This window comes from Methanosarcina sp. MSH10X1 (assembly GCF_004099695.1).
Taxonomy (GTDB): Archaea; Halobacteriota; Methanosarcinia; order Methanosarcinales; family Methanosarcinaceae; genus Methanosarcina.
In genome coordinates this window covers 60622-75816 of record NZ_SCHL01000013.1, presented here as the reverse complement: position 1 = coordinate 75816, position 15195 = coordinate 60622, and the positions used below count along the sequence as shown (strand labels likewise).

Annotated in this window: 10 protein-coding genes and 1 pseudogene; 2 read left to right on the top strand and 9 right to left on the bottom strand. The window is 43.9% G+C overall.

Annotated elements, in window-relative coordinates:
- The 6 genes and pseudogenes from EQO05_RS10950 to EQO05_RS10925 form a co-directional block, all read right to left on the bottom strand.
- A pseudogene (locus tag EQO05_RS10950) lies at nt 1-217 on the bottom strand (molecular chaperone Hsp60); the annotation flags it as partial.
- A gap of 153 nt (nt 218-370) precedes the next feature.
- On the bottom strand, nt 371-2305 hold the full coding sequence (locus tag EQO05_RS10945) for a hydantoinase/oxoprolinase family protein (protein ID WP_164888534.1): 1935 nt from the start codon (nt 2303-2305) through the stop codon (nt 371-373).
- A gap of 683 nt (nt 2306-2988) precedes the next feature.
- A complete protein-coding gene (locus EQO05_RS10940; RefSeq protein ID WP_128506447.1) occupies nt 2989-4896 on the bottom strand; it encodes a uroporphyrinogen decarboxylase family protein in 1908 nt (635 codons plus the stop codon).
- Between the two features lie 733 nt (nt 4897-5629).
- Entirely contained in the window at nt 5630-6430 is an 801-nt protein-coding gene (locus EQO05_RS10935) for a winged helix-turn-helix domain-containing protein (RefSeq protein ID WP_128506446.1), read from the bottom strand.
- Between the two features lie 47 nt (nt 6431-6477).
- Entirely contained in the window at nt 6478-8709 is a 2232-nt protein-coding gene (locus tag EQO05_RS10930; RefSeq protein ID WP_128506445.1) for a GAF domain-containing protein, read from the bottom strand.
- Nucleotides 8710-8739: 30 nt separating this feature from the next.
- On the bottom strand, nt 8740-9402 hold the full coding sequence (locus EQO05_RS10925; protein ID WP_128506444.1) for a PAS domain-containing protein: 663 nt from the start codon (nt 9400-9402) through the stop codon (nt 8740-8742).
- A 541-nt stretch (nt 9403-9943) separates the two neighbouring features.
- Here EQO05_RS10925 and mtaA point away from each other — a divergent pair.
- Nucleotides 9944-10978, top strand: a complete 1035-nt coding sequence (gene mtaA / locus EQO05_RS10920; RefSeq protein WP_128506443.1) for a methylcobamide:CoM methyltransferase MtaA — start codon at nt 9944-9946, stop codon at nt 10976-10978.
- Between the two features lie 245 nt (nt 10979-11223).
- On the opposite strand, the gene EQO05_RS10915 is transcribed toward mtaA, so the two are convergent.
- Together EQO05_RS10915 and EQO05_RS10910 are read right to left on the bottom strand one after the other, a co-directional pair.
- A complete protein-coding gene (locus EQO05_RS10915) occupies nt 11224-11943 on the bottom strand; it encodes a CDGSH iron-sulfur domain-containing protein (protein WP_240664587.1) in 720 nt (239 codons plus the stop codon).
- A 243-nt stretch (nt 11944-12186) separates the two neighbouring features.
- Complete coding sequence (locus EQO05_RS10910; protein WP_164888533.1) at nt 12187-12906, bottom strand: SOS response-associated peptidase; 720 nt, start codon at nt 12904-12906, stop codon at nt 12187-12189.
- A gap of 137 nt (nt 12907-13043) precedes the next feature.
- On the opposite strand from EQO05_RS10910, the gene dinB reads away from it, so the two are divergent.
- Nucleotides 13044-14153, top strand: a complete 1110-nt coding sequence (dinB, locus tag EQO05_RS10905) for a DNA polymerase IV (RefSeq protein WP_370273710.1) — start codon at nt 13044-13046, stop codon at nt 14151-14153.
- 161 nt (nt 14154-14314) lie between these two features.
- Here the strand turns inward: dinB and EQO05_RS10900 are convergent, their stop codons facing one another.
- Complete coding sequence (locus EQO05_RS10900) at nt 14315-15130, bottom strand: CPBP family intramembrane glutamic endopeptidase (protein ID WP_128506439.1); 816 nt, start codon at nt 15128-15130, stop codon at nt 14315-14317.
- Nucleotides 15131-15195: the final 65 nt, after the last annotated feature.

The following is a 15195-nucleotide window of genomic DNA, read 5'->3' as shown; positions in this document are numbered from 1 at the left end:
TATCCCCGACAGGGTTCACTATTATCTTGTTCATGCCTCTTGGTCCAAAGGACGAACCAAGCAAATCATCGATTTCAGTCGCTGCCCGCTCAAGCTGGTCGATCAGCCCGTCTGCTTTTACAGGCTCATCAATAAGGATTTTCTCCCTGACTGTCCGCGCAAGTTTTGCCATTCCGTCCTGGCTCTCAGGATAAGCTGTGTGTAATTCGCTTGCCATCTTTTTTCCCCGATTAAATGAGTTTTGAAAATCTGGGTTGTAGACTCTCTGTTAAGAGGATTTACGCTTTTAAACTCCTTTTTAGAGTTTCTGCTCTGAATGATCCTGCTTTGAAAATCCTGCTCTGAAAGTGCCTTTTTTGAGAATTTATTTTCAGATAAGTTTCCCGGTTGTCCCTACGCCAGTTCCGACAAGGCGGGTTTCCAGAGGGATTTTTCCTGCACTTCCCACGTCATTCTGCCTTAGATTGAAATCGACATTGTCCATTTCCAGGCCGTACCCGTCCATATACTCCGAAACCAGCCTGCGGCTGAGCCTGAGACCGTAATCAAGGGCTTCGCTGTAATCTTCAAAAACTTCTTTCCCGAGCTCCGAGAAAACAGAATACTCTTCTCCTCCTGTAGCTGTGGGACGAATAAGAACTTCGGTCCTGTGGATTATTTTTCCTGCGAGGGCTCCCACGGCATTTCCGACTTCATGGAATGCAGGAATCCGGATATCCGCATCTATAGCCTGATTAATCTCCTTCAGGTAAGCTCTTACAGGGGCTCCTACGAGCACTACAGGGACTTTTATATGGAATTTCAGGAAGGCTTCGTTTTCAATCAGTTTTGCGAGATCCTCTTTTTTCACGTCATTTGCAAAGAAAGACACAAGCTCCAGGGTGAACCTTTTTACTACCTCGGCTTTAATATGCGCTGAAAACTCTTCTGCTCCTTTTTTCAGGGCTTTTCCGAGAATGCTTGCTCCTAGCATGGAAGCTTTTTCATTCCATTTGAGGTATTCCCCAAGCACATGAAGAGCATCGGTAGGAGTAAACCCTATCTGGCTCACATGCCTCTTTCTTATCAGGTTTTTCAGGGTGCCTGTAAACATCAGTGGATGTTTCCCTGTTAGTTCCGAGAGCTCGGATATGGAGCGAGGCTCTGTCCCGAGATGTTTAAGAATTACCTTTTCATCCTCTACGAGCTCTCCTACCAGAAGTTCAGGAGAGTCCATACCGTTCCTGATGAAAAACGATGTCGGCTGTATAATCTCATCCATTATGCGTTCATTCGGAGTATCGATTTTCCCCAGCTTTTCCAAGAGGCCGGGAAATTCTGACGCTGCCAGGCAGAGAGGAATCACTCTTGCAGGCCCGAGGTAGGCTTTTCTTCGAATCCAGACCAAGCTGTCTCCCCCAAGAGCCGAGGTTTCCATCCTGATCGCTTTTACCATGGTTTTCCAGCCTCCTACCTTTGCTCCTGAACTGCTAATCTCGGGGACTCCTCCTGAAATCATGGAAATATCAGTGCTTGTGCCTCCTACGTCGATTGTCACACAGTTATCGAGGCCGGTCAGGTGGGCAGCTCCTACAAGGCTTGCTGCAGGCCCGGAAAAGATCGATTCTACAGGCTTTTGCAGGGCTTCTTCTATGCGAACCAGCGACCCGTCGCATTTCATCATCATCAGGGTGCCCTTAATTTCTTTCTCATGCATTACAGTCTGAATGGAGTTGATAAACTGCTTGCTGACAGGAATAAGTTCAGCATTAAGGAGCGCGGTTACAGCTCTTTCATAAGCTCCCAGGCTCATGGAGAGTTCGTGCCCGCAGACTACGGGCAGGCCGGTCATTTCCTGGACTACTTGCTTTACCTTAAGTTCATGCTCAGGATTTCGGACTCCGAAATATCCGGATACTGCAAAAGCAGCTACTTTATTCTTTACCTGTCTTACAAACTCCCTTACAGTTTCTAAATCTTCAAGGGAAGCAATTTCATTTCCATTGGAATCATGCCCTCCCTGAATCGATATCACGTAACGGCTGACAAGCTTTTTGGGAATGGTATGCCCTATGAGGATTAAACCTGCAGGATAGCCCTTGCCCTCAAGTGTTGTATTGGTAGCAAGCGTAGTCGAAACCGAGACGAATTTTATGCTTTTAAGGTACCTGGGACCCAGTCCTTCAATTGAATTCTTTATGCCTCTTATAAGGTCAGGATAAGTTGTAAGTGCTTTATTTGACTCGATAATGGTTCCATTTGACATATCCATGATAGCAGCATCGGTATAAGTCCCTCCCGTATCAATACCCAGTCCCAGATACATTGTATTCCTCCTGTGCAAGCTCTATAGCTGATTTTCTCCTGTTTTCCTGATCTGACGCTTTATCCTCGCTTTCCCGGATGATTCTGTTTCTTCAAACAGAGAATATCCCAGTTCTGGTCCTGAAAAGCATAAACCTTTTTAAAAAAGATTCACAATCTGCATCGGTTTCATAATAAAAAGGGTGGAGAAACCCCACCCTTTCAACTTTCTTTTCTTTTTGGCCTTCTCAGAGGTTTTCCATTATTTGACAGTTTATTTTACGATTTAGGGGTTTATCTCTTTTCTTTGGGGTATTTTTTTGCTTTGAGGTTTTAATACATCTCTCGCTTTTCCAGTGCTGTTTTATTCCTTCTTTCGGTATAGATACTGTTTATCAGGTAATAGATGCTGCAATTACGTTTTTCGGGTAACTTCTGCTTGTTTTTCGGGTAACTTCTGCTTGTTTTTGGGGGTAAATTCGTTTCTTCTTAAATGGAGGTCTATGCCATACAATTCTTTAGAGGTGGTATAGGTGTTTTTCTGAAAGTTTAGGGAAAAAGGAGTGAATACACTCCTGGTGGAGGTTCAAACTTACTTTTATTCATGTGTCAACTTTTTTCAGTTTCTGTTTTTAAGACTTTACAGTTGAGATCCAGGGATTGCCCTCAATCTTTTATTTTAAATTGAAGTGGGGAAAGGTTATCTCACCCCATAATCTTTTTCTGAAGTTCAGGGCCGAGTTCCTTTACAGTATCCACCATTGCCTGCACAGTGGTCAGCGGGCCGCCTGGCGGGACTTCACAGCCTGTAGACAACACATACTTGGACTGCAGCCCATTCTCCTTAAGCACGGGTAGCACATTTTCAAGCAGGGTCTTTGTATCGTCCTTTACCTTCTGTACACCGGCTGCCGAGCCGTCCATGAATTCGACAGGGTTGACTTCTCCCATCATACAGCAGATATCTCCGTACCTGGGGATGAGGTCAGCATAGTTCTGGGACCCTTTATCCCTGGATTTCTCATAGTAGGCATAGCTGTAGAGGGCTGTTCCGAACTTCCGGATCTGTGTCTCAAAGTGCACGGCGTCAGCACAGTTGTGGATGATGTAGGGCTGGTTGTACTGCTTGAAAATCGGAATGTGCTGGTCATAGACAAACTTTCCGTCAAACTTCCAGTAGTCTTCCTCGCTCATGATTACGTTGTTTGACCAGAGGTTATCGATACAGAGAGCATCGCAGGCCCCTTCGTTGAAGAAAAGTTCGGAAAGCTGGCAGATGTAGTCCGAACATTTCTGGACTGCCTCAAGAACAACATCCGGCTGTGTCTTCATGTCCATTAGCACGCGGTCTGCGCCCATTAGCTGGGTGAGAGTGAGCAGGGGACCTTCGTGGAAACCGACAAAGGGAGTATTGAGTTCCCTGTTGAGTTTTTCCTTTGCCTGTTTTGAAGCCATAACAAGTTCATAGCCGCGGGTGCCTTCCTTAAGTTCAGGGACTTCGATCTTTTCGTAGTCCTTGATGTGCCCTTCGGAGGATGGAGTGTCATCTTCAGGATATTTGATTTTACATCCAAAATCTGCGGAGGTAGCTGAAAGGTCGGCAAGGCCCACGAACATATCGAGGTCAAGGTACTTGCACCCGAGGAAAGCGCTCTCGGTGAAGGCTTCTGCCTTTGTGGCATAATCCCTGTAGTTTACTCCGGCAAATTTCCTTAGCACGCCACAGGCAAGTGGGTAGACAGGCAGGCGATCGACCTTCTTGTCGGACATCGCAGATACTGTCCTGTCGATATGGGTCATTTCCTCCTTGCTCTTCACGCCAACGCTTTCAAATTCCTCTTTAATCAGGTTCGCAGTCTCAAGTCCGATATCGACCTTATCGGAAACTGTTCTCTTTGCGAGTATTTCTCTGTACTTGATTTTCCCGAGGTTGATTCTCTCCTCGCTCCATCTCGTGTCCCTTGGATCAAGCTCCTTTACGGCTTCGGACGCCCAGGCGCTTGCATGCATCGCATCAGGATGAGTGGAATCTGCCCCGATTACTGTGGCAAATTCTTCCGAGACAGGAGCTCCTCCGACCATGATTTTAAGAGAGTCGCGGACACCTTCTTCCTGAAGAATCTCGACTACTTTTGCCATATTGGTCATAGTTGTGGTCATCAGGGCGCTCATTGAGATAAGATCGGCTTTGTGCTCTTTTACAGCTTCGATAAATTTCTCAATAGGAACATCTGCGCCCAGATCAATCATCTCGAACCCTCCGGCACTGAGCATAGTTTTTACGAGGTTCTTCCCTATATCGTGCACATCTCCCTCAATTGTTCCTATTATGCCTACAGACCGCACACCTCCCCCTTCAGTTTTCATTGCGGGAGTGAGGATATCCATGCCTGCATACATTGCTCCTGAAGCCAGGAGCAGGTGAGGTACAAAGGCTTCTCCTTTTTCGTACTGATCACTTACAATCGCCATACCTCTAGCCAGTCCGTTTACGATTGCGTTGTAGGGATCAACAGTGCCTTCGTCCAGTAACTGTTGTGCCAGTTCTTCCGCGAGGTCGTCGTCTCCGTCGACGACAGCTTCCGCTAATTGGTTTAAGATATCTGCTGCCATAAAAATACTTCCAACATATTTTGCGGTTATTCCCTTAATAAGAGTAAGCAGTCAGATCAGAAACTCACTCCTCCAGTAAGTTCCTGTATAACTGTTAACTTACACAGGCTTACATTAACTCTAAAACATATAACATAAACTCACAAATCAGATTAACGCGGTTAACATCTCTTCTGATGCTTAATTCGATGAATTATGCTAATATTATAAGTTTGCCTGATCCTGCAGGATCTCTGGATTTTGTTAACCCCTCCGGATCTTATAATACCACATAATTCTACGGATTTGCCTGATTTCACGCAGGACCTTTACCGGATCAATGGCTCTTATCTGATCAAAGCCTTTGATTAGCTCAGGTGTATCTTCAAGATAAAATTTCAAAATTAGAAGAGATCATAATATCCCGGCACTTGAAAAGATCCGGGGCTATTCTGTCAACTGAAAAATAAATTAAAGGTTATTCTGCCAGCTTTGTTTCGAATAAGGTCAGGAACTGAAATGCATAAGCACCGGAGATAAGAACGTGAATTCTGGGCAACTTTAAAGTCAAGGTTCTCAAGTAGCTCTCAAAATTTGCTTACTGCAGCTTAAACTGTAAATTGATTAAGAATTTAATTGGAAACTGGTAAAGATTAAGAAATAAGGCTGGAGTATTCGCACGTTTTGTATATTATCATTACACGCTTCATTAAATATGTCGTAAGTATCTTCGAGGGTTTTTCCGTATTTCGTTTCAGTCGTTTTCGCATTCAATTTCCGTTATCTCTTTTGAGTTTCTCATATAATGCAAAAAGAGATCTTCTCCCCATTTCAGAGCGGTTTTCTCAAGGCTCATCATTGCATGGTTGTGGTATATCCCGTTCTTATAAAAGAGGGAAAGAGCCATAAAGTGGTCCGTAACCACACTTGAAGCTAACCGTACAGGGCAATCGCAGACAAAGATTCTCGCGTTATCCTTTGTCAGGTACTCGCTGAGAGATGTGGTATATTCCTTTTTTAGCCTTTCAAACACGGGCTTTGTGACGACCAGGGATACTTCAGTTCCTTTTTTAATTAGTTCGACGTAGGTTGAGGGGTAAGCAGGGTTGAAATAAGAAGAGACTTCCATGACATGGACTGAAGAGACAAGTTTCTCCTCAATTTTCTGAGGAATCTCGTACATACGGTCAAGGTCAGGCTCGACAAATTCACAGCTTCCCAGATCATCAATTCTGTCAAGAAGGCTGACAGGAATTGCACTTATGTTGTGGTTTTCCCAGTAATCCATATTCTCCGAAAAGACCCCCAGGGTATTCAGCAGCGGCTTCATTTTCTTAACGATCACTTTCCCGATGTCCGAAAGTTTATAAAGATCATCTTCATGGATGATAAGTCCCTGACTGATTAGAATCTTAATCTGGGTCATGATCGCACTTGAGGTCACATTAAGGATATTTTTTATTTCATCTATATTTCTGGGTTCCTCCATCAATAACAGAAGAAGATCCTTCCTTTTGTCCGAGAGGAAAAGCGTACCCAACATTTCCAATTTCATAGTAAATCTCCAGCCACGTCATTTAATAAATTAAAGCTCTGTTCCAATTACGCTTCTTGTTTCAGGGATCTTTTTGGAAGCCTTACATGCATTCTGGTACCTGAGCCTTCCTCACTTTCTACCCAAATTTCACCTTCATGGGCGTTTACAATATTCTTGCAAATATAGAATCCCGATTCAAGACCCTGGTACCTGCGAGTGAGGGAGTCATCTACCTGGTAGATCCTGTGAAAGATATGAGGGATAAGCCTTTTCTGAATACCTGTTCCGCTGTCTTTTACGGTAATGTGGATATTTTCTTCTTCTTCGGTAGCTTTTACTTCCAGACTCCCACCCTGCGGTGCGAATTTGATAGCATTACTGATAAGGGTTGTAAAAAGTTCTGTCAGCTTGTTCTTATCTCCCCTGATAGAGGGCAGGCTATAGGGCAGTTCACTTTTGAAATTCAAAGCTTTCTCATCGATCAGGAGAACCAGATTGAGATAGGCGTCTGAAATGATTTTCTTGAGCTCAACTTCACCGAAAGAATATTCAATCTTTCCTGCCTGTTCCAGACTCATATAAAGTAGCGAATCCACCATGTGCCTCAATCGATCCGAACTTGTAATAACCGAATCTATAGCTTTCTGCTGCTGGTCATCAATTGCTTCCCAGGTTTCGTAATCTATGAGCTTACTGAAGTCAAATTTGAGATCGGGAAGGTTTTCAGTCACAAACTCCGCTTTTATCCTGTTAAGAGACCTTAGCTCGTCATTGGCTTTTGAAAGGTCTTCGGAATAGGTCTTCAGGGCATCTTCCAGCTGCTTTCTCTGGATAAGCTGCCACATTCCCTGCATAAGCAGAGTAAGCTGGCGGAGGTCAGATTCGTCGTATGGTTCGTCCTTGTTTCCTACCCCTGCAACAGCAACAATCCTGTCTCCGTCAAATATAGGTACGTTCATGTGCCTTGTCAGTCGCACGTGATTTTCAGGATATCCATTTTTCAGGGAACTCGGAGCTGTATAATCGTTTGTAATAATGGGACTGCGCTGCCTGACTGCTTCTCCCCATAGCCCTGTGGTTTTTATGGGATAAATGAAACGTTTGTCTTCAATGGTACACTCTTCCATGGCACTTTTTGACCAGGAGTGCATAATCAGGGAGGTCTCGTAGGCATCCATAAATGCTAGATATCCGAGTTTGCTTCCCGTAAGCCTGACTGCTTCTTCCCTTGCAAAGTCCGTAATCTCTTTTAAAGAGGCTCCAGTCATCTGATTGAGTTTTACCAGAGCTTCTAACCGTGCTTCGTTAAGTTTCTGTGCGGCTTCGGCTTTTTTCCGCTCCGTAATGTCCCTGGCAACCGAAAGAATGGTTTTTTTGCCATCGTAATCAATGATCCTGGCACTCACTTCGAGAGGGACGACAGTGCCGTCCTTGCAGACAGCCCCGGCCTTATAAATCCGGGAACCTTCGCTCTGGATCTTTTTTAGATTTTCCCGAACCGAGTCCCAGTATTCTGAAGGGATGATCTCTTCAGCTTCCATTTTCAGGATGTCTTCCTTGCCATAATCCAGCCGGTCTACCACTGCCTGGTTCACATCCATGTAGCTTGTCCCTTCAGGCTCGCGGATATATAGCTGGTCATTGATATTGTTGAAGACCGTTCTAAACTTGTGCTCGGATTCTTTAAGGGTCTCCTCGGCTATCTTATGCTCGACTGCAATAGCTGCAAGCTGAGCATTTGTCTTCATAAAATCAAGGTCTTCTTTTTCAGGCCTGTGCACTTCGCCGTAGTACATGGAAAAAACGCCCAGGATTTCACCGGAGGATGAAATTATGGGTTCCGACCAGCAAGCTTTCAGCCCTACGTCCGAGGCCAGCTCCCGGTATTCGGTCCAGTAGGGGTGTTCCATTATATTATCTACCGTAATCCTCTTTTTTATGTATGCTGCCGTTCCAAAAGATGCAGTTCCAAAGCCTATCTCGATTCCGTTAGTTCTGTTTACATAATAAGAAGGAAGTTCGGGAGCAACGCAATAAAAGAGGTGCTTTTTCTCCCGGTCAAGCAGCATGACAGAACATACTGAGCCAGGTCGGGTATTTTCCACATTCCGGACAAGAAGCAGAAGTATCTCATCCAGGGGTGCTCCCGAGGCCAGCTTTTCCAGCACCCGGTTCTGTCCCCGGATCATCTCCTCGGCCAGTTTACGTTCGGTAATATCCAGGATAATGCCCTGATAATTGACTATTTCTCCGCTCTCGTTTCTTTTTATTAGGGTTCTGTCATCTATATATCGCACTTTTCCCGATTTTGTCAGGATCCGGTACTCCTAGGTGCAATCCTTATATCCTTCCCTTGAAAATCTTGCCACTTCCGAGCGAATTCTTTCACGGTCTTCCGGATGTATCAGGTCTTCAAAGCGTACTTTCCCGGAGGTGAAATCTTCCGGGGTATATCCCAGTGTTATGATATTTTCAGAAACGAATTCAACAGGCCAGTATTCTTCCGGATTGCACAAAAAGACAAATACCGGGCTACTTTTTATGATATTTTCCAGTTCATTCTTTTTTTCCAGGGTTTTTTGCATTGACTCTTCTGCCGTTTTGCGCTGGGTGGCATCGCAAAGGACTCCCTGGTAATGACTCACGGATCCGTTTTCATCTCTCCGGATACCCAGTTTTACCTCAACCCAGCGGATTTCCCCTGAGGCTGTCAGTATTCTATATTCCTGCGCCAGTTCTGCACATCCGTCTTTCAAACATCTGGCTATTTCCGAACTCACTTTCTCAAGGTCATTCGGGTGAATAATGTCAAGGTACTGGATTCTTCCGGATGTGAAATCTTCAACCCGATAGCCGAACTGACGAATATTTTCAGTGATAAGTTCAAGAGGCCAGTTCTTAGTTGATTTACATAGAAAAATAACTGCGGGGCTGCTGATTATAAGTGAATCCATATTTATATCAAATCGTCTCATCGGTTCATTTCCCATACTTAATTCTGCGGATAATCGGATAGATGAATTAGTAGCTCTGATCTATTGTAAGGCTTTGAGAGTGAAAATGCTTCAAAATCTCTGTTTGCACTGCCTTAACTTCGATAAGTTGAGATTCCGTAGTTATTCTTTACAATCAGCCGGAAAATATAATGGCCTGGTAGCCCGAAAAAATGCTGTCATTTAAAGTTTTTATTATTTTTGAAAGATAGATCCTTTCCAAATAAAATAGAAGCATGGATTATTTATCTTTTTTTATTTATTTTATTTACCATTAATTATTAATATAAATTAATTTCTTTTTATACCTATGTTTTTATAATCAACTTAACGCATTCTTGCTTACATCTTTCCTTTGCAGCTTTCCTTTGCAGCTTTCCTTTCATATTTCTCTCTTAATCTAAGAAAAACAAATGTCATCATTTTAAATATTATTATTTTTATACTATTTTGAATTTATAGAATATGTACTGCTATATGTCTTTATTATAGTTCGTTTACTTTCCGACGTACTTATTTTAGTCCTGGAGGTCTTCAGATGGAGAAAACCCTGAAAAAAAGGTTAATAAATGCTCTTGAGGGAAAAGCTGTCGATAAAATTCCCTGCCTCTCTGTAACTCAGACCGGCACTGTTGAGCTAATGGATAGAACAGGAGCAGCCTGGCCAGCTGCACATTCCGACCCTGAAAAGATGGCAGACCTCGCCATTGCAGGGTACGAAATCGCAGGGCTTGAAGCTATACGTTATCCCTATTGTCTGACTGTGCTTGCCGAAATTATGGGCTGCAGCGTAAGGATGGGTACAAAAGAAATCCAGCCTTCGGTTTTAACCCATCCCTTCTCAAAGGGGCCAGAAAACCTTAAGATTCCGGAAAACTTGCTTGAAAAAGGGAGAATTCCCACTGTCCTTAGAGCAACCGAAATCCTCAAAACCCGTACAGGCGACCTGACCGATGGTGAGGTTCCTCTTATCGCGGGAGTGGAAGGTCCCCTTACAGTTTTTATCCATCTTGCAGAAATGAAAAACTGCCTGATCTGGACAATAAAAAAGCCTGACTATTTCGATATCCTGATGGAGACCTGCACTGAGATCTGTATAGAATATGCAAATGCACTTTTTGAGCACGGGGCAGATGTAGTCTGTATGCCTGACGGCGGAATAATAGGCTCAGGAATGGTATCGCCTTCAGTGCTGGAGAACTCGGTTAAACCCTGCTACAAAAGGTTCTGCGAGAAAGTAAAAGGTCCGAAAATTCTTCACATCTGCGGCGACACTTTTCATTCCCTGAGAACCCTATCGGAGTGCGGTTTCGATGCCATCAGCATTGAAGAAAAAGTAAGCATAAAAGCTGCAAGAGAATCAGTAGAAGAGAGGGCAAGGATTATTGGAAATGTTTCCCCCTCGCGAAACCTGCTCTTCGGAACTCCAGCTGATGTAATAGCAGAAGCAAAACAGTGTCTTTCAGAAGGCGTGGATATCCTCGCCCCAGGCTGTGGAATTGCTCCAAGGACACCGCTTGCAAATATCAGAGCGCTGGTAGAGGCGAGGGATGAATGGTATAATAAGAATTGAACAAAAACATGAGAGTGTAAAAACTGGAAAAAAATAGCCGACAAACAAGGTTCAAAGAGTCCGCGAATCTGTAGAGTCAGAAGGAGTCCGAGGATATGCTGGAATAAAGAAGGCTACCCTCGAATTTTCTATTTTTATCGCGGAATCGCCCATTAATTGCTTTTACTCTGGCTTTCGGATTCCTGATTGTTGCGCGGGACTGCTATTTCCGCAAGCTAACAACGACTATGAATCAACGAACTCACTCATTCCAGACCCCATTTCTTCCTGAACTCGAGCTTCTGCTGGCTGTTCATCCAGTGGCTGCCGTCACAGTAGGGCTTGTTCTCTGACTTCCCGCAGCGACAGAGGGTTACTCTATTCCGGGATTCGTACATGCTGCCGTCTGCAGATTCAATGGGGATACCGCCTCGAACCCAGAGAGGGCCTTCACAACCTTTTTGTTCGTCGTGAACCAGTACAATAGATGGTTCAAATTCTTTTTCAAAGGGTTTGCCTGTCTTCCTGTCCCACAGGACCAGCCGTCCCGACAGGCAGATCATGGCTTGCTCTATGGCGGTCTGTCGGGCTTCCGGGTCTTCTGATTTTTGCATAAGATTCCTTATTCCGCCTGACCGCTGGCAAAAACGGGAATGATCGCAGAGCTCGTGCACATCAGTGAGTTTCAGATCTGGACCTTCAAAAGTTTCCGCTCTTTCCAGGTAAGGCTTTCTGCTGGCTGTTTCGCTGCCGTCAAAACCGGTCTTGCTGTGGGTTCCGTCACAGAAGGGCTTGTTTTTGGATGAGCCACAGCGGCATAAGATATAGGCATTCTTCCGAGGGTATTCCTTTATATCGATCAATTCTCTGGTGTGGCCAGTGTCGTCTGCGACAATTACCTGTTCGAAAAGCGGCACTCCGCCTGTAACCCGATACGGTCCGTCTTTGATTATCTTAATCCTCATTTCTCTCTCATTGACTGCCATAATCATAATCCCCCATTACCTCTTATAAATCCCATTACCTCTTATAGATCCCATTACCCTCTTATAATACAGTACTGGATGTAATACAGTAATACAGTAATACAGTAATACAGTAATACAGTAATACAGTAATACAGTAATACAGTAATACAGTAATACAGTACTGATTGGTATTCTGGTTATTAGTCAATAATATGGTAAAGAGAATCTATAAGTCTTTAGCTAAGCTAACATTTATAACACTTAAAACAGGGTTCCTTGCCTGCTGCTTTTAACTGGCTCAATAAGTTCCGGATAATCGTTTATCGGATTTCTTGCTGCGGCTCCGACTTCCCATTCTTCCATTTTTTCAGAATTGAACGATTTCAGCAGTGGAAGAAGCTTTTGAGCCTCAATGCCAGGATTCAGCCATGTGTCTTCATCCTCTTTTTCCAGAATAACAGGCATTCTATCATGATATTTTCCAACTATTGTATTCGGTACTGTGGTAATGATTGTGTAGCTATGGATTTCTTTGCCGCTGTTTTTGTCTTTCCAGAAATCATATAGACCAGCAAAGGCGCAAATTGAATGGTCTTTCATCTGGAAGTAGCGCCAGGGGAATGGGTTTTTTGAAAAATGAATTTTATCTGGTTCATAAAAGCCTGTGAATGGAATTAAGCAACGGGTACGATGAAACGGATGGCGGAATGAAGGTAATTCTTCGACTGTTTCTGCCCTGGCATTTATCGGTTTGTGTTTGTATTGATCATCACGGGCAAAGTGAGGTAGCAGTCCCCAATGCATCATCTCAATTTGATTTTTCTCACTTTTCGCCTTTTTGACCACGACTGGATTATTTTGTCCTGGCCGAATGTTCCATCTCGGTTTGAAATCCTCGACGTTTTCATCTTCAATTTCAAGGTCAAACCTGTTAATTATATCTTTTATGGTTTTTACCGACAGTCCATATGCTCCACACACGGCACTTACCTCTCTATTTAAAATAATTATATTCTTTATATAGATTTGGACTAATTAAAGAATAATACGTCTATCAGTTTAATACTTTCACTCAGCTTTCTTCAAGTTATTATATTTTTTCACCAAATATTTCTTTGATGCTCTCGCTCAATCCTCATACAAAGAGCAACGAACAGCAAATTGTCCTCCATGTGGATATGGATAGTTTCTTTGCTTCTGTAGAGGTCAGAGAAAAGCCTGAACTGGCAGGGCTTCCAGTTGTAGTAGGCGCCGACCCGAAGAGAGGAAAAGGTCGAGGTGTCGTATGTACCTGCTCATATGAAGCAAGGGAATATGGTATTCATTCTGCAATGCCAGTATCACAGGCTTACAAACTATGCCCGGATGCTGCCTTTTTGCCTGTGAACATAAGGCTCTATGTACAGGTTTCGGATAACGTAATGGAAATAATGAAGGGTTTTGCCGGGAAGTTCCAGCAGTACAGCATTGACGAAGCCTTTCTGGTTCCGGGACCGGATATTAAAAGCTTTGAAGAGGCTGCACTCTGCGCTCTAAGGATAAAGGACGAAATAAAGAGACAGGAAAGAATTACCTGTTCGGTAGGAGTCGGACCTAATAAGTTAATTGCAAAGATTGCTTCAAAGTTTCAAAAACCGGATGGGCTTACTATTGTAAGACCTGAAAACGTTCAGGATTTTGTTTTCCCGCTGGATGTTTCAAAAATCCCCGGAATAGGCCAAAAAACAACCGAGGCACTTAAACTCATGGGAATAACCAGAGTCGAAGAGCTTGCGAACTGTGATATCCAGAGGCTTACAGAAAGGTTCGGGAAGATGGGTCTCTGGTTAAAACAGGCGGCACATGGCCTGGATTTCAGTGAAATAAAAGAAAGTGAGGGAGCTGTAAAATCAATTAGCCGGAGCAGTACTTTTAAGGAAAATACGAATGATCCTGTAAAAATAGCAGGATATTTAGAGCTGCTTGCTGAGAGTGTGCATAAATCTCTCGTAAAGCACCAATTCCTTTACAAAGTTGTAACAATCAGGGTTCGTTATGATGATTTCTCTACGTATACACGCTCAAAGACTATCCCAGTCTGGACTTCGGATATCTTCGTAATTAAGAGGACAGCCATGCAGCTTCTTTCCGAGTTTATCGGAAGGCAGAAGATAAGGCTTGTAGGTGTAGGGGTTTCAAGACTAAGGGAAAGAGACGCGAGGCAGACCCTGATTACGGATTTTACGTGACTAATTCTTATGAAAAAGGAAACATCTTTAACCATTAAATTTATAGAAATTTTGGTGTCCGGAGTTGATAAAGAGAAGACTCATGCTCAATGTCTATCCAGAGGGCAATCTATCACAATCCGCAGAGCCCAAATCTCTTCAACACTCCCCTAATGCCTGCCTCACGCCGCTTTGCGAGCATATCTAATTCGGGTTAACGTCTCTGGTCCCCATAAGAACACCACGATCACAGCCGTAATAGCAATGAGCCCATAGCCGATAGCCCCGTCGTACAGTTGGAAGACCGAACGGCTACCGGGAAATATGCTCCTTCCGGTATTGGTCACGGCATGAAAGAGTATGGTTGCAAAAACGCTTTTTCCAGTGTTGTTATAAAGCCAGACGGTCAGAATCCTGAAACTAACGGCCAGTATAAATCCTCCCCATATAAACAATCCCGGAGACATGCCCATTGAAAGCATCGATGGGAAATGCCATACTCCATGGATCAACCCAATAATGATACTGGCTGTCAGTGTGGTGTACCGGACTTGCATAGGATCGGTAACGTATCCCGAATAGCCCAGTTCTTCACCTGCAGCGGCTAAAAAGAACGCAATAAAGAGGAGCGGTGTCAGAAGAGGCGGGTTCCAAACCGCTGGGACCGGTAGCCCGACGAGACGCATTATCACGTAGGCCAGCACGTAGATAAACGGCATCAAGAAAATGATGGGAACATACCAGACTTTTTTCTTGATCCTCTTATAATCGAAGGTTCTTTTCAACAGATTCTTTACCCCTAAAAGTTTCTCTTCCCGGTAAACAAGGATGCATGCCGCTACCATTGGGGAAAAAGTAGCTACAATGTCGGTCAAGGGAAGATTATCCACTGGAAGCTTAATCGGATAAATGATATTAAGCACCCAGAGTGGAATAGAAAGTGCGTAAACCAGTACAAAGAATAGAAATGGTGACCTTTTTGATGTGCTGTTGTTCACAACTTGCAGTCCCCCCTGAAGGGTTAAATTAGTTATTGTATAAGAAAGTTTCCTGGATTTCTCCA